The organism is Paenibacillus sp. J31P13, from assembly GCF_056269295.1.
In genome coordinates this window covers 60,169-79,527 of the sequence record NZ_JBWDNR010000003.1, presented here as the reverse complement: position 1 = coordinate 79,527, position 19,359 = coordinate 60,169, and the positions used below count along the sequence as shown (strand labels likewise).

The following is a 19,359-nucleotide window of genomic DNA, read 5'->3' as shown; positions in this document are numbered from 1 at the left end:
GTGGTCGTTTAAGATGAATGTATGAACGAAATACCACTTTAATCGGGGAGGACAATGAATAATGAAAAAGATAAATCAGAAAGCAGCTATCGTAGCTCTGACAGCACTTATTGGCGGAGGCGCACTGCTCCCATTCCAAGCACAGGCGGCAGCATTGGCACCTGTAGCTAATATTCAACAATCAGCTGTTACGAATTTCAATCAACAGGCTGAACAAGCCATTCAACAATTAATAAGCCAAGGCGTTCTTAAAGGTTATGAAGATGGACAAATGAGAGCAGAGAAACATGTGACTAATGCAGAGCTTGTCAAAATGATCATTATCGCACTAGATTTGGATCAAAACAACGAGGCACAGCAGAACGAAGGTAAGAAGGACAAATGGTATACCTCATATGTGGATACAGCAGTAGCTAATGGTCTTATTGATGGTGCAGATAAATTCCAACCTAATAAACCGGCAACAAGCGCTGACGCTGCTTTCATAATTGCGAAAGCCTTGCAGCGCGATGTGAAATCTGTTCAATATTGGATGGAAGGTTTCAAAATCGGCAATGATAAAATAACTCGCGGTGAAACAGCACAGCTCCTCGTACTTTCCGAGAAAGCTATTCGTTCCGCATCAGCTGAGATCGTATCGATTAAAGCATTGAATAAAATCACTTTTGAAGTGACGTTCACTGCACCGCTTACTTTGGAAGATGAAACCACAGCGGCAGCAAATGCTAATTTTTCTTTCGACAATGACTTAAAGCTTGTGAATCAGCCGCGTCTGAAAACCGGAGCTATCGCTACCTATATCGTACCGGTTCAAACCATGACACCAGGAACGACCTATACAACGAACTATAAGGGCAAGAAAGCACATGCTGCAAAGGCAAGTGAAGAAATGATTCGTCTTCAAGATGTGCGTCAAGTTACTTCCGATACATTTGAAGTCGATTCGTTCCGCTCTGACGGCGTTGTCGATTACGGCTACCTCATTTCCGCTTATGCAGGCGGTCGTGGAGCAAACGCGATCGTACTCGATGAAAACAACAAGTATAATGGACAGCCCATGCAGGTGATTTCATCCCTTGCTACAAGACAAGCCATCTTAACACCGGAAGGCGGAGAGCCGATTACCGTTGGTTATGTAGGATTCACGCAATCTACGGATGGCAAGCAAGAGCCGAAGTTCCGTCTGCCAGCTGGTACATCCTTGCAGCCCGGCGTCAAATATACGGTAACCTCGAACTGGTTCGAGCTGGAGAATAATACATTCACCGCACAGACCATCGCACCACTTACTATCGCATCCGTATCGAAAGTCGATTCCGTTACACTTAACGTTACACTAACTGAAGATCCTACAGATGAATTGTTCGCTTACCGTTCTATTCAACTGAAAGGCTCCGACGGCACAACACTGACTGCTCAATATAAAGTACAGACACGTAAAGGCGCGGTTGGCGTATTCGAATTACAGAACAGCGGCAAGCTTGCAACGGGTGTTGATTACGAGATTACACCGATTGGAAGCTGGGCGGCTGCTAATCCAGTTACGCTAAGTGTGAAGTAAATAAAGCAGAATAAAATAAATAGAACGAACAAGAAGCTAGATTCTCCTTAATGAATCTGGCTTCTTTTTTTTTCGTGCTGAAGGTAGCTGCTCTACATTCGTTATAAGTGTCCACACAACTTGTGAATGATTGAAATATTATATTTCTACGATACCTTAATGATTAAATAAACAAATAAAACGCAAAAGAATGAGATTGGTTTTTCATCAAGTTATTTGCTTTATGCGTTACATTCATAATCAGACGGGAGGTATTCTTATGCTCTATACCGCGCTTGGCGATTCCATTACGTTTGGGGAAAATGCCTCTTCTTTCGCAAGAGCTTATCCCCAATTAGCTGTTTCCGCTTTAAACTCACGCTCCCGCAAGGTTGATGGGTACGTTTTGGCTCGACCTGGCTGGAGCAGCTATGATCTATTACAAGCAGTAACGTGGCAGGGCTCATCCGTTATTAGCAAGTCGGATGTTATTTCTGTATGGATTGGAGGAGTAGATTTAGCTAACGCTGCTCTGTCTTCACTCAGGAACCAGCAACCATTAGATGTAAAAGAAGTTTTAAACCACTATAGACGAAATTTGGGTGCCATTCTAGGTCATATCAAAAATGAAAGCAATGCCCGTATCATTTGCTGCACGCAATATAATCCATTTCCGAACAGCTCCCTTGCTATTGCTTCCATTAATCAATTAAATTATACGACGAATGATGTCGCCCAAAACTATAATGTCAAAACAGTCCCCGTTCACAAATGGTTCGAAGGAAAACAAGCGAATCTGATCTACGGGTATCGAAAAGGGAAAATTGAAGATGCGCTGAGCGGATCTTTCCCCATCCACCCTAATGATCGTGGGCATCAAGTTATTGCCAATGGATTAACCCCTTATCTTGTTCCTCGCAAGTATTCACGCACGCAGAACGCTAAGTTAAAAAAATAAAAAGCGCCACTGACCTGATTGGGTCGGTGGCGTTTTTTATACTTTTATATATTAACCCATTCAGTCAACCTTCCATTAACAAATTATCTTTATACGGACTGTAATGCTTCACATCAAGTATTAAATAGGTTGGATAACTTTCCCAAGAACCTTCATGACCCGTTTAAGCCCACCTTAAAAACCATCATTGATTTGTTGCACTTATTGTTGGATATTGCTGTGGTTTTGCTGATCGAGAACCCTTACTATAAGGTTATCGACCGGTCGAAAAATCCATAAAGGTGGGGATTGATATCATGATAAAGAGATATTATTCTAGGCTTGCCTTTGTCCTATCCGCTATTGTGCTGTTAAGCAGCGCAAGTATTCCGCAAACCCATTCGGTACACGCAGCGAATGGGCCCTTCGTTACCGAAGTCATCGTTAGAACCGTTGAAAATTTTAAAAATCATTCTGATGTGGTCAAATTCATGAAAAGCGCAGCCTTACGCCACGTCTCCGTCATCAATTTAAATGTTAAGGAGGACGAAGACGACACCGTACCTTCTGGTTATGTGTTTTATAACAGTGATATTGCGCCAATTGCCCAAGGTTATGCCCAGTTCGATGCACTTGCCGATGTAATCGAGGAAGCGCATGCGCGAAATATTCAAGTCAGAGCTTGGATCCCGCAATTTCACGATAAAGCAGCTTTCGATCAAAATGCTTCTTGGAGAATGATGGCGCTTAAAAACGGTCAGGTCGTGCCCTTTACGGGATCAAATGGAAATGAATATTTCGTAAACCCGATCCATCCGGATGTACAGGCGTACGAGCGCTCTATCATTAGAGAAATTGTGTCCAACTACGATATTGACGGGGTTGTATTGGATTGGCTTCGCTTCGACGACTACAACATGGATATGAGCAATTTTACAAGGCAGATTTATAACACCGCTTTTGGCTACGACCCTATTACGATCGATTTCACGACTGATAATATTCAGAGAAATCAGTGGAATGATTGGAGAACAACCCAAATCGCAAATTATGTGCGGGATGTTGAGAGTGATATTGAAAGCCTCGTTCCCGATCTATTTACAGGTGTATATATCCTGCCTCCCGAATTCGTAGAAGTAGGTCAAGATGTAGAGAAATTCAAGGACTACGTGGATTTCATATCACCTATGGCTTATTTCGCTGACTGGGATTTCGAACCCTCTTGGGTTTACAATAACACAGGAATTTTGGCCCAAACGAAGGCTAAAATCGGAACAAAAGAAATCATTCCCGGACTGGATGTCTGGTGGAACAATGCGGAATACCATGAAATCTACGCGGGAATTAGAAACCAGCAATCCGAAATTCAAAATCTATCCTTTTTCCTATATGGCAAATGGACAGATAATGACTTGAAAAAAATTGATAACCGCAGATCTTGGTGAATACATCTCGCGTACTGCAGCAGCAGTAGGTTGATCCTGCAGTACGCGAGGTTCATAGCAAATCTAATTCAGGAGGGCCGCCGTGAAGACAAGACGATTGTTTGTTCGTCAATGGGATTTACAATTGATGGTGGTCCCAGCACTTATCTTTATTTTCATCTTTAGTTACATTCCCATGTACGGCATTCTAATTGCTTTCAAGGAATATGACATCTTTCAAGGATTTTGGGATAGTCCGTGGGTCGGATTAGACAACTTCAAAGAGTTTCTATATGCAACGGAATTCAGTACTGTTATTCGCAACACGCTTGGCATCAGCTTCCTGAAGCTCGTCATCGGTTTTCCTGCTCCAATTGTATTGGCTTTATTGCTGAACGAGGTTAGAATCCCGCTCTTCAAAAGAGTGGTGCAGACGATCAGTTACTTGCCTCATTTTTTATCATGGGTCATTGTCTCTGGATTTGTAGTTACCATGCTGTCCGCTGATTACGGAAGCTTGAATATTGCATTAGAGAAGTTAAACCTGATCGATGAGCCTCTTAATTGGTTGACGATTCCTAACTACTTCTGGACCATCTTAATTGTAACCGGATTATGGAAAGGTGTTGGCTTTGCATCCATCGTTTATCTTGCCGCAATCTCTGGAGTAAATCCAGATTTGTATGAAGCCGCTTCCATCGATGGAGCTGGGCGATTTAAGAAAATCTTTTCGATTACCCTGCCATGTATTATGCCGGTTATCTCTATTTTCTTAATACTAGCAATCGGGGATCTTCTAAGCGCCGGGTTCGAGGATATTTTGCTGTTGCAATCGGATATTGTCCGGGATGTCTCTGATGTCCTAGATACGTACGTATACAGAGTAGGCATCCAAAACTCACTTTTCTCTTATGCTGCCGCAGTCGGATTGTTCAAAGCAATCATCAGCGTTGCCTTGCTGACAATCGCAAACTCCATTGCTCGAAAATCCGGCAATAGCCTATGGTAAAAAAAAATGATTTGGAGATCACTTCATGAAAATGTCGTATGGTGAGCGCATGTCGTCCAGTGTCATCTATTTCCTCTTGGCACTGTTAGTATTTGTTACCTTTTATCCGTTTTGGAATTCAGCAGTCATTTCCTTTAACACCGGCTCGGACACATCGCTAGGAGGGGTTACCTTCTGGCCAAGAGATTTCACGTTGGACAATTATCAGATTGTGCTTCAAGATAAGCGACTTAATCAGGCCTTCCTCATATCTGTATTGCGGACTGTAGCTGGAACGATTCTCTCCATTGTAATGACAGCTATATTTGCCTATGGAATGTCCAAGAAGGAGCTTGTTGGCCGTAAGTACTACATGATATTCTGCATTATTCCATTATACTTTGACGGGGGGTTAATCCCCTCCTACATGCTGGTCCGCTCACTGGGGTTAATGAACTCATTCTGGGTAATGGTTATTCCCGCTCTAATTAGTATTTGGAATATGATTGTATTTCGGACGTTCTTCCAACAACTTCCCGACAGTCTTGAAGAATCAGCTAAAATGGACGGATGCGGGTATTGGAAAACGCTATTTCGAATTGTTTTGCCCATCTCAGGGCCGGTCGTTGCCACATTAGCTTTATTCACGGCAGTAGCACATTGGAATGATTGGTTTACAGCGACTTTATATATTTCAAATGCCAAACTGCTGCCCATTCAGACGTTGCTTCAACAGATTCTTAGTTCCAATATCATGTCAGAGCAAATGATGCAAACAAGCTCAGCTGCTCAAGGCCATATGGCGGCAGCCCGTACGATTACGACCAAATCACTGACAATGGCCACGATGATGGTAGCTACGATTCCTATCATTCTCGTATACCCTTTTGTTCAGAAGTATTTTGTCAAAGGCGTAATGGTAGGCTCGTTGAAAGAATAACAAATAATGAATCGAGGGGATTATTGTTGAAGAACAGAAGCACTATCGTCAGTATGCTCGCCATTTCTTTAAGCTTAGCTATTTTCATTTCGGGATGTACGGGCAAAGAAAAAGAGAACAGCCCTCCCGTCAATGAAGCAAGCGAATTTGTGTTTGGTGAAACACCTGTGGAATTTTCCTTCTATGGAAACTATGACTGGTTCACTATGCAGCCTTGGGGAGAGGATCCAGCCTCAAAATGGATTAAGGAAAATAAAAAGGTGAATGTTACTGCTGTACCGGCTCAGGGAGCATCCGTTCAGAAATTTAATACGATGGTTGCCTCCAAGGACTTGCCAGATGTCATCTTTATGGATCGTGGTCCACTAGTTGAAAAGTTGCGCCAAGCTGGGCAGCTGGTCCCGCTTGACGATTATCTAGATAAATACCCCAATCTTAAGAAATACGCCGGTGAAGAAACACTGAATATGCTCCGATCCGAGGATGGAAAGCTATATCAATTTCCAAACTGGTATACGTCTACTCCGATGGGTAACGGCGGATATATGATCAATAAGAGCATACACAAGGAGCTAGGCTCTCCTAAGCTAGAAACGTTTGACGATCTGTACAGCTATTTGAAGCTAGTCAAAGAAAAGTTCCCCGACGTCATCCCCTTTGACATCGGCTACGGGACTCAGGGCATTAGTATCCTATACTCCGGATTTGGTGAGGATCACACTGCCGCTTATACTTCGTACGGATTTGTGCCTTCAGGAAATGAGCTGAAGTCTCTCTTCACGAACGAGGCATTCAAGGAAACGATTACGTTTGCCAGTAAGCTATTCAGAGAGAAGCTCATTACCCAAGATGCTCTTACGCAAACGAGAGATCAAGTTATTGAGAAGCTGTTTACAGGAAAAGTAGCGGTATATGCCTCCTACGATACGGCGGATTTGGGCAGTCAAGCAACAGTAGAACTAAAAAAGAAGGATCCTAATGCAGGATATGAAATGATTTGGCCACTGCACAAGGAGGGCGTGGATCCCAATAAGGTCTATCCCAATAATTACGATAGCATCGGCTGGAATGTCAACGTCATTACAACTGAAGCCAAAAATCCAGAGGGCATATTTGCTTACCTAGATTGGTTAACTGGGGAAGAAGGAGAACGCATCGTCTTCTGGGGACCTGAAGGATTGTATTGGGAGGGAACAGACAGCAACGGAGCTCCGATCTGGACGGAGAAATTCAAGACCGATGTAGAAGAGAGAACCAAATTCATGGCTGGTACGGATAGCTTTCAATGGGCAGGAAATACAAGCTTTATCGACGGATCCAAGGCAAGCAATAATATGAAGCTGCCAGAAGATCAGCGCGATTGGGCAGCGGAAGCACAGCTTACAATTGCATGGAAAACATCCTTTAACACAACACAATTCTCCAATTTAACACCTGAACCCGCTTCAGAAGAAGGCAAAGCTCTGCAGAAAGTGGCAGATATCGAAACGAGCGTTATTGCCAAAGGTCTATATGCAGGAAGTGATGCAGAGGTTGAAAAAATCATTAAGGATGGCGAGGATGCTGCCAACAAAGCAGGCTACGTTAAACTGCTGCAGTACGAAACAGCAAGATGGCAGGAAAATCTCAAGAAAATGAGCGGCAACTAAACCAATAGAAAAGAAAGAAAGAGTATACTAGAAATAGTATACTTTTTCGGCATGAAATAGAAATGGGAGGAATCAGGATGTACAACGTGCTGCTTGTGGATGATGAGGATTTAGACTTGGAGGCATTGCGAAGATTCATCCCATGGGATCAGCTCAACATGAAGGTTGTAAGTGCAATGAATAGCGCGATTTCCGCTGCAAAATATATCACTCAAGCAGAGCTGGATGTCCTGATTACCGATATACGCATGCCCCAGATGTCCGGGTTGGAACTGGCTAAGCTGGCACAAGAGAGAAACAAGAGTATACGAATCATCTTTATTAGCGGGTACGAGGATTTCACCTATGCCAAGCAGGCGTTAAGTCTGAATGCCTGTTCTTATATTTTGAAGCCAGTCAATGATGATGAAGTTTACGAAGCTTTAGTCAAGGTGAAGGAACTTCTGGACCAAGAGCAAAGCCAGAAGAAAACAGAGAAAGCCTATAATGAAATTGTTCAGTACTGGGGTAAAGATCGCATACCTCCATTGACCGATATCAAACAGGACCTTTTGGATTTAAATAAAAAACAGTACAAAAAAAATCAAAAATTGGCTCAGGAAATTATCACTTATATTCACACACATCTCCATGAAGTCATTACTTTACGAAACGCAGCCAACTCCTTTTCCTATACCCCAAATTACCTCGGTTTTATGTTCAGGGAGGAAACTGGCGTTACCTTCACAGATTATGTCATTCAAGCACGTCTATTAAAAGCGCAAGAGCTGCTAAGGGATAGCAATCTAAAAATATATGAAATTGCAGACAAAGTAGGTTACCGTAACCTTAACTATTTCAGTAAGCAATTTAAAGATAGCTTTGGGATATCTCCATTGGAATTTAGAAGACAACACTGATCGAGAGGCAGGCAAGCAGATGGAGGATCAACGGAAAAGATATATTCCCTTCGGCTATAAGCTATTGATATCCTATATCATTATTTGTCTTGTACCCATTATCGCTATTGGTTTATTTTCATATATAACATTTATGAACTCTATGAAGCAGCAAACACGCAGCAATATGATGGAAACGCTTCAGCAGATCGGTGATAATGTCGCCTTCAAGCTTGACGACATACGCCGCATATCTGATCTGTTATACAACGACAACACCCTTGCAAGTGATATTCAAAACTATAACACGAGTTGGGATAGCTACGAGAGCACGACTAAATATATCATTCCCAAATTCCAAAGCACAATTAATGCCACAGGACAAGATATTCAATTGACTGTTTATATGAACAATCCGGCATTTCCTGAAATCTACGGAACATCTGAGCTTAAGGCCGATCCTCTCGTTATGCAGAAGCGCTCTTTCGAAATGTACAATATTCACCGTATTGAAAATGAAGATTGGTACAAGCAGTTTCCTGAAGAACAATTCGGTACTACGATGTTATGGCAGCAAGTTGGAGACGATAATGAGCATGGGAATATATCCTTTCTACGAAGGCTGGTTGATTCAAGCGACCCGTTTACCCGCAGCCAAATTGGCTTTATCCGAATTACAACCAAGATCGCCAGTATTTTTCAAAGCTTAGATTATCGACAATTGGGAACAGGCACGTTAGTGTTTGCCATTGATGCTCAGGACAGAATTATGTACTCCTCAGAGGATACCTTAATTCATCGCAATTGGGCCGACTATACTTCAAATAATATGATGGTCATATCTCAAGACCTGCCAGGTATCAACATGAAACTAGCTGCGGTCATTCCTATTGAAATTTTGGAAAATGATGCGAAGCGACTCGCAAATTGGACTATACTCGTATGTCTAATCAGTATAGCCGTATGCGTAATTGCGAGTATTTTCATTTCCCGAGTGTTCTCGAAACGTATCAACAAGGTCGTTTACTTACTCCGCATGTTCCAAGAAGGCGAATTTGAGAAACGCATCCGATATAAGGGCGGCGATGAATTCACATACATTGCGTCAGCCCTAAATCAGTTGGGTGAAAATATGAATCGGCTGATTAAAGAAACATATCTAACCAAAATAGAAAAACAGGAGCTTGAGTTAGAATCACTGCAAGCGCAAATTAATCCTCATTTTCTATATAATACGCTCTCTTCTATTAGCAGATTAGCCAAGTTCGGCGAGCTGAAGAAGCTTCAATTGATGGTCATGGAATTGTCCAAGTTCTACAGATATTCGTTGAACAACGGAGAGACCCTCATTTCAGTAGCCAAGGAACTAGAGCAAGTGAAAGCCTATATTGAAATTCAAAAAATCAAATACACGGATCGGTTGATCGCTGAATTTGATGTCGACCCGTCCGTCCTGACCTACGACACGGTTAAGCTGATTTTACAGCCTTTCGTCGAGAATGTTATTGAACACGGTTGGAGCGGAGAAGGGGAAATTCATGTCACTATTCAGACTGCAATGGACGCGGGCCATATTGTGTTCCGCATAATAGATAATGGATCCGGTATAAGCGATGAAACAATTGCTCAAATTTTCACGCCGAACGACGGTGTTTATTTGGGTTATGGGATTCGTAACGTCGAACAGCGTATCAAACTATACTTTGGCAATGAGTATGGCGTCTCCATTAACAGCAAGATCGGTGGCGGCACCACGATTACAATAATAATCCCTCCAACCACTAGACAAAAAATAAATCCAAAGTGATTCATTATCTTTTATCTTTTTGAAAGTCTCCTCTGCATCAAGAAGAACGTATAACCTCACTATGTACATATAAAGCAAAAAGAGCACCTAACAGGGTGCTCTTTTTCATGATATTAATAGAGGTGAACCGTGGCTGTGCAAATCACCATTTGTCGATTGTGCTTGAGAGGCTGTTTCGGGATATCGCGTATCATAATACCCAAACTAGCGTTGATGTCACCATTTTGAAGCTGCCAAGACAAACGTCCCTGAATGTTTTATTACCCTATGCGTTGTTGAAAAATGGGTACCGGGGTCTACACTTGTGGCGTCTTACCAGAATATGATTGTTTAGATACGAACCCGAAGCGTACAGCATGCATAGAAAGGATGTAGTTCAATGACACGAAGTTTAAGCTCAACTAAATATTCCAAAAATTTGAAAAAGTATTCTGGTCACGCACACCGTTTTATTACAAGACTTGGCTGCAAGCAGGACGAACAACTGCACTTTACTTTAGTCTATGACGCTAAGCAAAAAATTCAGCGTTTCAGTACATCTTCTAATCTTCCAGCAATGACGCTGCATAAACCTCTAAGTCTTCTAGAAAAACTCACGCCCCAAGTCACGCTCTTCTCCAAGTATAACAAGCTTGTAAATGTATTCGCTCAGAATGAAAAAGGCTATGCCGTTTTTATGGAGATTAATTACCGTGAATCAAAGGGTAGTGATTTCAAAAAAATCAGAGCACAATTCATCGACGTTGACCTAAATAAAATATCAGTACATTTACAGACAAGAGAACAAGTCCAGCAGAGGCTTAAATTAATTCATTCCGACCCCTCTGAGCAGATTCTATCCGTTACAGTTAAAAGGAATAAACAAGGCCAATATCATCTTTTAGCTCAGCGCACAAAAAAGAGAGTAACAGCATTAAAGAAAGCGTTTATAAAAAAGTACAGGAAACGAATCAAGAATACGATGATTATCGAAACTAAAAACGGCTATCACATCTATTGGGTTCTTCAAGGCGGATCCATTAATAAATTCGTTCCTATTCAAAAGGCTTTAGCACAAAAATTCGATTCTGATCCAAAAATAACTAATCTATCAAGATCTATGCGTATTCCAGGCTTCTATCACATGAAAAATCCCGAAAGCCCGTTTATGGTTAGGGTTAAACAATGGGGTAGAAAAAAATCGTTCACACAAGAGGAAATCATTCGATCACTGGCATTAAAACCTATTTTCACAAAGAAAGTCAGAAAAAAGCAAGCCTAGTCTCCTTATAAATTCATACGTTGTGGTCACCATGTTTTAAATCAATCTTATCACGATAGATCGAACACCTAGAATAGTAATATCCCCGACTTCTTATGATCGGGGTTTTCCTTTGTTAAGACTAACCAAGGTTATGCAAAACCTCAATACGCTATAAAATAATCTTCCGTTTTATTTTCATATATTACCGATTTAAATTAATCGTCCATTAACAAATAGGCTTTATACTGACTGTAGTGCATTACACAATCTATTAAACAGAGAGGAACTACATGTCATGGGAATTCATACGTACTTTCAATCACTTAATGATCTCGAACGTATTATTCGTTGTCCAGGCAAATTTAAATTTGAAGAGCACAGCGTATCCGCTCATTCATGGAAGGTTGTACAGTATGCCAAAACATTGGCAGATATTGAGGAACGCAATGGCGTCACGATAGATTGGAAGAAGCTTTACGAGATCACGAGCAGCCATGATTATGGCGAAATCTTTATAGGAGATATCAAAACACCTGTTAAGCATTACTCACTCGAACTGCGCGGCATGCTGCAAAAGGTTGAGGAAGGTATGATTGCTCACTTTATCGAGACCAATATTCCAGAGGAGTTTAAGCCTATTTTTTTCAGACAATTGCGCGAGGGCAAAGACGACTCCGTGGAAGGTCTAATTCTTGAAATGGCTGATAAACTTGATCAAGTTTACGAGGCTCTTACTGAATTGCAAAGAGGCAACACCGAGAAGGAATTTGTCATTATGTATCGCGAGGCACTCATAAAAATCAAAAAAATAAAGCTTCATTGCGTAGATTATTTTTTAGAGCATATTTTACCCGATATGGTGAAGGAAAGCTCCAACTGCCCTGTCGATATCAAAAAGATTACAAAGGAAGCTTTAGAGCTTTAACTTCGACTTTAACCTTCAATCTCAGCCTCATTAACACAACTCATGCTTTTTTATGCAACTAGTCAACCCACGCTGAATTGCAACACTTCCTCCCTTACATTCACTTTTCAATAACCCCCTCCTTATTTTCCATTCATCTTTATCCTCCGTATATCCATTAATTTATTATGTTCAAGCTTCATCAAGCATATTCCTAAGGGTATCCATGTTACATATCAGTATCTTCTTCTGATCAATACGTATCAATTGCTCGTTTTGTAATTCAAGCAATGACTTGGTCACTGTTTCACGCGCCGTTCCCGTCATATCTGCCATATGCTGATGTGTTAGTTTCAAATCGATTAAAACACCTTCAGCAGTGGGTACTCCATGTTGTTCTGTTAGTCGTAACAACATACGAGCAATCCGTGTACGCACGTCGAGAATGGTCAAGCCCGTAATTAATTTATTGGCATCACGTAGACGATCCAAGGTTGTTTCCAATATGCAGATCAGTATTTCAGGCTTACTTTTTAATAAGGGAATGAAATCACGTTTTTTTAAAATACATACAGTGGATTTCTCGATTGTTCTAGCAGAAGCAGAGCGTACTCTTTCATTTTGCAACAAGGCCATCTCTCCAAAGAAGTCACCTTCTCTAAAAATAGAAAGAATCACATCTCTGGAATTGTTATCTTGATAAATTTGAATAACGCCAGATATAACTAGATAGAGAGCATCCCCTTCCTCACCTTCAAGGAAGATTGATTCTCCTTTTATATAAATACGCTTACTGCATAAATTAGAAATTTCAGCCAAATGTTCATCGTCAAGATTTTCGAAGAGTGGGAAATCTCGTAATAATTGTGGGCTTATCTTCATAGCTGCCTCCAGTATTAATAGTATTTCAACCATTTCAACATTGATCGGATCGCCATTGCAAACTAAAAAGGTGAGAGATTAAAAAAAAATTTAATCATTAAATCTAATTTAAATTATAACACTAATAAAATAAGATACATGAAGAGTACTGAAAAATTAATAGATGAACATGCCAGAGATAAACAAAAACACCGACCTCTAGCTGTCGGAGTTTACACGGTGAAGGCGAGGCGATTTGAAGTCTCGTCCTCCATTTCTCAAATTATTCTAGTATGTATTAGGATATTCCCAGAAACCACTTCGATTGTACAGCACTTGGGTGATTAGATTCATATTGAGCCGCTGCTTCATAATGCTCATAGGCTTTTTCGTGCATACTCAAGCGGTCATAACAAATATATATATAAAGGATTTTAACAGCATATTTTTTGCATCCTTAATATGGCCTACCTCATAATAACAATCGGCTAAACGTCCACATGCTAAAATCTGATCCTCAATCCATCCATCTTCACATTCCAGAAAAAGCTCATACTTCAATATAGCTTGTTCCCATCGCTTATGATCATACAATTCATTTCCGTAATAAAATAAATCTAGAGACGTAAATGGCTCTCCTTGCTGCTCTCTCCTATCATACATTTGAAGTTTTCACATCGTATGAACATGCTCACGCTTATGCGTTACCGCTGCAGAAGAAATCAATCTATTCCCAGATACCTCTAAATATTCATGCTCTCCACCATGCCAATTAAAATGCAGTGAACGTTTCACAATTCGATTCAGGATACTTCTACTTTGTACTTGTCCTTGTTCATTGAACGAGTGAAGATAGGGCATTGAAATATAATCAATATCAGGAGTAATCTCCCTTAAAGTTTCTTTGAGACGCTGCTGATCTACTGCTTGGATTACATCGTCCGCATCAAGCCACATCACATAATCCTTTGTAGCGAAACTAAAAGCATGGTTTCTTGCCTTAGCAAAATTATCCACCCGTTCAAAATCATAGATTCTATCCGTAAACTGCGCTGCGATTTGTTTCGTTCTATCCGATGAACCTGTATCAACAATAATAATCTCATCTACTAAATCATGGACGGTCGACAAACAGCGTGCGAGCGTGTTTTCATCATTTTTCACAATCATACATAAGCTAATACTTACTCTAAAATCAGTATCATCATGCTCTTGTTCCATGGGCATTGTTAATTTTTCTGTAAACGGAGTCGTATTAATCACCATACAATCTTGTAAAATGGCCGACTCGTAACCCGACTCCGATAAATGTAGGCTATAAGCAGAAAAAGATTTCTCTAATGCATGACATTCACTTGTAAAATTAGTAGTTTCCATAAAAATCTTCTTACTCACACAAATCATCGCACGATCCATCGCATTTGTGCTTACACTGTCGCTACTACGAGTTGTTAAACGGATTTCTCTCGCATACCCATTTAGCGCATTTAAGGGATTAGATTCATTTGCATCAACAGGTACATCAAGCTCAGTATTCAAGATCGGTGACAACATGGCTAGTCCATGATTCAGATGAAAAGCTGAGATGAAATCCTCATCCCAGTGTGTTGTCACAGCAATATAGTCATACATAAAGACGATCAAATCGCCCTCAGTCATAGCCGCGGCTCTCTTAAATCCCTCCATTACAGTTAAGGAACTCGACCAGTTAAGAACTTGACTTTAGCTATATCTTGATAGGCATCCCATGCATATTCATCAAGTAATTCATTAATAACGATAAGCTCATAAGCTAGCCGGGTATGTAACTGTATACTGTTCATACAATATAGAGTTCTTTCCATATGCTCAGCATATAGTATGATCGAAATCGTCATCTGCTACCTCCATCGTACAAACATTCTATTTCCATATAAGAAAACCATTACTATTATTTAAAACATAACTACAACGCACTGAAATATTAATTTTATATACGTATTCTAATATGTTTCTCTATAAAATAATGTAACTGTGGTTACAATATGAAAAACTATTATCCAGAGTTTATTGCCTTTATCTAGCGGCGGGGTTGCAATCCCCAGCGAATAACCTATAAAATATTATTAATAACGTACAAGCTTTATTAACGTATTTAATCTATAAGCTAAAGAGAGCGGGAATAACAGTATGGGACGCAAATGGAATAATATCAAAGAGAAGAAAGCTTCAAAAGACGGACAAACAAGCCGCATCTATGCCCGGTTCGGTCGCGAGATCTATGTAGCAGCTAAATCCGGCGAGCCGGATCCAGAATCAAACCGCGCATTGAAAGTTGTACTTGAGCGTGCAAAAACGTACAATGTGCCAAAAGCGATTATTGACCGTGCGGTTGAGAAAGCAAAGGGCGGCGCGGAAGAGAACTACGACGAGCTTCGTTATGAAGGCTTCGGTCCTAACGGTGCGATGGTTATCGTTGATGCGTTGACTAATAATGTGAACCGTACCGCTTCCGAGGTACGCTCCGCATTTACGAAGAACGGCGGCAGCTTGGGAGTAAGCGGGTCTGTAGCTTATATGTTCGATGCAACAGCAGTTATCGGTATGAGCGGCAAGACAGCAGATGAGGTATTTGAGACTTTGGTAGAAGCAGAAGTGGATGTTCGCGACGTACTAGAGGAGGAAGACTCTGTTATCGTATACGCCGATCCAGAGCAATTCCATGCGGTGCAGGAAGCGCTCAAAAACGCTGGCATAACGGAATTCACCGTTGCTGAGCTGACAATGCTCGCACAAAACGACTTAACGCTGCCGGCTGACGCGCAGGCGCAATTCGAGAAAATGCTCGACGTTATCGAGAATCTCGAGGACGTGCAGCAAGTGTACCATAACGTTGAGCTCGAAGAGTAGTATCCAATCCTTATTAATAAAGAGATGGAGCCCATGGCTTCATCTCTTTATTAATAGGGTATTTGTTAGGAGCAACAATGGATATCATATTCCTATTTCCCTCATTTTCACCGTTACTTTCTCGACCCTGCCATCCATATCTGTCCCGTCAAACCTTGGAAGCTTCAGTTCGCTCACGATTGTTCCATCGCGCATAAACATAATACGCTCCGTCTGCGCCGCAACCTTGGCATCGTGAGTAACAAGCATAACCGCAGTACCTTCCGCGTTGATTTCGGAAAATATGTCCATAATCTCCTGCGCAGATTTTGAATTGAGCGAACCCGTCGGCTCGTCGCCGAAGATGATTTTCGGGCTGTTAATAAGCGCTCGGCATATTCCCGCACGCTGAAGCTGACCTCCTGAAACCTGAGTAATGTCGCGCTTTTCTAGCTCCAGAATGCCTACCCTTTTCATAAGCTCTCTTGCCTTCTCCGAAATTTTTGCAGTATTTTTTCTGTTGTCGCGCATTGACGGAAGAATGATGTTGTCGAGTATATTCAGGTTTTTCAGCATAGTTGGCTGTTGGAATACAAATCCCATTTTTATTCTGCGTATATCTGAAAGCTCATTCTCCCCGACCGCCGATAAATCCTTGCCGTCAAAAACGACCTTCCCGTCATTAACACCATCCGTTCCGCTTAGAGCAAACATCAGCGTTGATTTTCCCGAGCCCGAAGGTCCCATAACCGCAACGAACTCGCCCTCGTTTATGTAGGCGGACACTCCGTCAAGAATATTGCGCTTTTCATCGCCCTCGCCGAAAGATTTCACAATATGATCACCGATAATAATCTTCTTCATATGCCTACTCCTTTATATTTTCAGAAATTTTTATTTGTCCCGCGCCCGATGTGCTAATCATTGTTGCGATAAGTACCGAGCATATCATCATTAGCGGACTAAACAGATAAGCCGAAAGTGGATTGACCGCAAACTTAAACGTCGACGCTCCAAAGGAAGAAATCACCGCACCCGCAAGCATCTCTCCGAGAGTGTTAGCCAGAAGCGTGCCGAGAACAATTCCGACAATCAGAACGAATACCGAACGCGAAACATACTGCGCCTTAATATCCGAGTTTGTAAAACCAATCGCTTTCATGACGGCAATGGAATATCTGTCCTTTGCGATAAGCATTCTCATAAACAACAGGATAACCAGCACCGTTATAATGAGCGCAACGGCAATTGCGGCACTGGAGGCCTTTCGGACGGAGTCTATTACGGAGCCGAATGTCTGTGTAACAAATTCATCAATGTCTGAAATCTTTGCAAAAACAAACCTGTCCGCATATTCCGAAGTTCTTTCGTCGACGAGAGTTTTATCCGAAATTTCCGCACAAATAATGCTCCACATAATATCTGCCGAATTGTCGGTAAAAACAGACTTTGCGGTTTTGCCGCCGTTGGTAATGTCCGAATAAATTCCGCTGATCGTGAGATTTTTCTCTTTCCCCTCAATCACTAGCGTAATGACATCGCCGACCTTTTTGCTCAGCTCATCGGCGTTCAAAGTCGAAAGTGCAATTTCGTTTTCAGCGGAGGGTGCTCTGCCCTTGGAATATTCTATAGGGAATATCGAATGATCGCCGAGTTCAACTTTTATATTTCCCTCCGATCCGTCTTCCGTTTTTACTTTGAATGTTTTTGTTGTAAGGACAGCATACTTTGAAATGGTACTGTCGCTGTTCAACATTTTTATAATTTCAGCCGTTTTTTCAGAGATATTGTCGGTCTGCTGAATATCAATGCGCATATCGTAGCTTCCAATACCCATATAATGAATAAAGCTTTTTGAGGAAATCGTGTTGTACAGGTTCTGAGGAACAATAATGATAAATGCCGAAATCACCAGCACTACAAGCATTGTGGCGTAAAGTCTTTTCCTTGCGAGAACATCTTTGATACCAAGAAAAATATTCATGTGAAGCAGCCTGTTTCCGCTCAGATTAAAGCGCTTTGCGCCCGCGTTTTTTTCCTGTGTAGTGCCAAAACGTATGGCTTCCGCAGCGGATATTTTCCGAAAGCGTCTCAGCACTCCACTTACATAGGCAATAATGGCAAGGAATACAAACAGTATGCCGATTATCCCGAAAAGCAAGGCAAAAGAAGAATTTTCGCTTTCACCCATATAAAGCCGTATATTTTCAAGAAGCATGCCTTTGAACATAATCGAAAGTGCAAAACCGAGAATACTGCCTACTGCCGCAATCGCTGCGTATTTCGCAAGATATATCTTTTTTATGTCGGAAACACGCAGCCCTATTGCCTTCATAACGCCAATTTCGCGGTAGTCGTCCTCGATTTTCGCAAGGAGCGTAAATCGTATGCACATAAATGCAATTGCAACGACAAGTGCGCTTACAAGAAGTATAACCGCAATCATCATCCCGTCTGAAAGTGCGTTCATCGTTTTGAATAGTCGATATGTAACCGTTGGTCCGTTCGCTTCAAGTCCTGCGGAGGCATAATCAGCCTCAAATGAGCCGAGCGCAGACAAATCCTTTAACCTGAACTCAATCAGATACTCCGTACTTCCAAGGCTTTTTATTTCCGTGTAATCATTTTCACTGACAAGAAATCTCTTTGAGGCGGAGAGCGTGGAATTCATCTGCGAATCTCGGAGAAATCCCTCAACGGTAAATTCCTTTCCGCTTATTACGGCCTTATCACCGACCTTTGTTGTTTTGTCCCTCATGTAGCTTATTGGAACATATAGCTCACCATCGGCTACGTTTATGATGTTTCCGTCAAGATCAAGAAGATAATCGAATTTTTCGCTCTGTATGCTGAAGCCATTATCCTGAACACTATTTGAAAGCGAACGATCGCTCAAAATAATCTGTGCACCGTCCATGTTGAGAAATTCAATCACCTGAAAGTCATCAACATTTTTATTTTTATCTGCAAAAGATGTAAGCCGCGCAATATCAATTTCACCCGAATGCATCTGCATAAAATGCGGCGTTTTAGCTTGTTTCATAAGCGTATCTAGCCCGCCCGAAAGATTGACGATGAGTATAGCCGCGAGCGAAACAAGCATAGCTGAGACAGCGACAAATATCATTGTTGTCAGCGTAATTGCCTTGCTCTTTAAAATGTCATTACGGATTAATCTGTTATACATAAGTCACCTCTGTTTTCAAAACTTTTAACTGACTTTAAGTTGTACAGAATTACTAAGTAACACCTATCAAAATCCCAGCGATAGCCCGCTTCCTATCACTGAAGTAAGCTATCACGACCACAGAAGAAGAAAC

16 protein-coding genes are annotated in these 19,359 nt (G+C 41.4%); 11 read left to right on the top strand and 5 right to left on the bottom strand.

Going from position 1 to position 19,359, the window contains the following annotated elements; all coding sequences use genetic code 11:
• Window positions 1–61 precede the first annotated feature (61 nt).
• From AC0YOD_RS11395 to AC0YOD_RS11350, 10 genes are all read left to right on the top strand, one after another.
• Complete coding sequence (locus tag AC0YOD_RS11395) at window positions 62–1,561, top strand: S-layer homology domain-containing protein (RefSeq protein WP_475799419.1); 1,500 nt, start codon at window positions 62–64, stop codon at window positions 1,559–1,561.
• 223 nt (window positions 1,562–1,784) lie between these two features.
• The gene (locus AC0YOD_RS11390; protein WP_475799418.1) at window positions 1,785–2,498 is read left to right on the top strand and encodes an SGNH/GDSL hydrolase family protein; all 714 of its coding nucleotides are present in this window, start codon (window positions 1,785–1,787) and stop codon (window positions 2,496–2,498) included.
• A gap of 296 nt (window positions 2,499–2,794) precedes the next feature.
• Window positions 2,795–3,922: a family 10 glycosylhydrolase gene (locus AC0YOD_RS11385; RefSeq protein ID WP_475799417.1), complete on the top strand. Its 1,128-nt coding sequence runs from the start codon at window positions 2,795–2,797 to the stop codon at window positions 3,920–3,922.
• A gap of 127 nt (window positions 3,923–4,049) precedes the next feature.
• Entirely contained in the window at window positions 4,050–4,910 is an 861-nt protein-coding gene (locus AC0YOD_RS11380) for an ABC transporter permease (protein ID WP_475799971.1), read from the top strand.
• A gap of 25 nt (window positions 4,911–4,935) precedes the next feature.
• Window positions 4,936–5,829, top strand: a complete 894-nt coding sequence (locus AC0YOD_RS11375) for a carbohydrate ABC transporter permease (protein ID WP_475799416.1) — start codon at window positions 4,936–4,938, stop codon at window positions 5,827–5,829.
• A gap of 53 nt (window positions 5,830–5,882) precedes the next feature.
• A complete protein-coding gene (locus AC0YOD_RS11370) occupies window positions 5,883–7,478 on the top strand; it encodes an extracellular solute-binding protein (RefSeq protein WP_475799970.1) in 1,596 nt (531 codons plus the stop codon).
• Between the two features lie 77 nt (window positions 7,479–7,555).
• Complete coding sequence (locus tag AC0YOD_RS11365) at window positions 7,556–8,377, top strand: response regulator transcription factor (RefSeq protein ID WP_475799415.1); 822 nt, start codon at window positions 7,556–7,558, stop codon at window positions 8,375–8,377.
• A 19-nt stretch (window positions 8,378–8,396) separates the two neighbouring features.
• Complete coding sequence (locus tag AC0YOD_RS11360) at window positions 8,397–10,163, top strand: sensor histidine kinase (RefSeq protein ID WP_475799414.1); 1,767 nt, start codon at window positions 8,397–8,399, stop codon at window positions 10,161–10,163.
• A 379-nt stretch (window positions 10,164–10,542) separates the two neighbouring features.
• A complete protein-coding gene (locus AC0YOD_RS11355) occupies window positions 10,543–11,424 on the top strand; it encodes a DNA-primase RepB domain-containing protein (protein ID WP_475799413.1) in 882 nt (293 codons plus the stop codon).
• A 277-nt stretch (window positions 11,425–11,701) separates the two neighbouring features.
• Complete coding sequence (locus AC0YOD_RS11350; RefSeq protein WP_475799412.1) at window positions 11,702–12,331, top strand: YfbR-like 5'-deoxynucleotidase; 630 nt, start codon at window positions 11,702–11,704, stop codon at window positions 12,329–12,331.
• Window positions 12,332–12,502: 171 nt separating this feature from the next.
• On the opposite strand, the gene AC0YOD_RS11345 is transcribed toward AC0YOD_RS11350, so the two are convergent.
• The 3 genes from AC0YOD_RS11345 to AC0YOD_RS11335 all read right to left on the bottom strand — a co-directional run bounded on the left by AC0YOD_RS11345 (window position 12,503) and on the right by AC0YOD_RS11335 (window position 15,048).
• Window positions 12,503–13,192: a Crp/Fnr family transcriptional regulator gene (locus AC0YOD_RS11345; RefSeq protein ID WP_475799411.1), complete on the bottom strand. Its 690-nt coding sequence runs from the start codon at window positions 13,190–13,192 to the stop codon at window positions 12,503–12,505.
• 651 nt (window positions 13,193–13,843) lie between these two features.
• Window positions 13,844–14,830 (bottom strand): glycosyltransferase family 2 protein, encoded by a 987-nt coding sequence (locus AC0YOD_RS11340; protein ID WP_475799410.1) that lies wholly within the window; start codon window positions 14,828–14,830, stop codon window positions 13,844–13,846.
• Between the two features lie 32 nt (window positions 14,831–14,862).
• A complete protein-coding gene (locus AC0YOD_RS11335) occupies window positions 14,863–15,048 on the bottom strand; it encodes a hypothetical protein (protein WP_475799409.1) in 186 nt (61 codons plus the stop codon).
• A gap of 292 nt (window positions 15,049–15,340) precedes the next feature.
• Between AC0YOD_RS11335 and AC0YOD_RS11330 the strand changes: the two genes are divergently transcribed.
• Window positions 15,341–16,060: a YebC/PmpR family DNA-binding transcriptional regulator gene (locus tag AC0YOD_RS11330; RefSeq protein ID WP_475799408.1), complete on the top strand. Its 720-nt coding sequence runs from the start codon at window positions 15,341–15,343 to the stop codon at window positions 16,058–16,060.
• A gap of 84 nt (window positions 16,061–16,144) precedes the next feature.
• Here AC0YOD_RS11330 and AC0YOD_RS11325 read toward each other — a convergent pair whose 3' ends face one another.
• Together AC0YOD_RS11325 and AC0YOD_RS11320 are read right to left on the bottom strand one after the other, a co-directional pair.
• Window positions 16,145–16,903: an ABC transporter ATP-binding protein gene (locus tag AC0YOD_RS11325; protein ID WP_475799407.1), complete on the bottom strand. Its 759-nt coding sequence runs from the start codon at window positions 16,901–16,903 to the stop codon at window positions 16,145–16,147.
• Between the two features lie 4 nt (window positions 16,904–16,907).
• Window positions 16,908–19,226, bottom strand: coding sequence for an ABC transporter permease (locus AC0YOD_RS11320; protein ID WP_475799406.1), 2,319 nt, complete (start codon window positions 19,224–19,226; stop codon window positions 16,908–16,910).
• Between the last annotated feature and the right edge of the window lie 133 nt (window positions 19,227–19,359).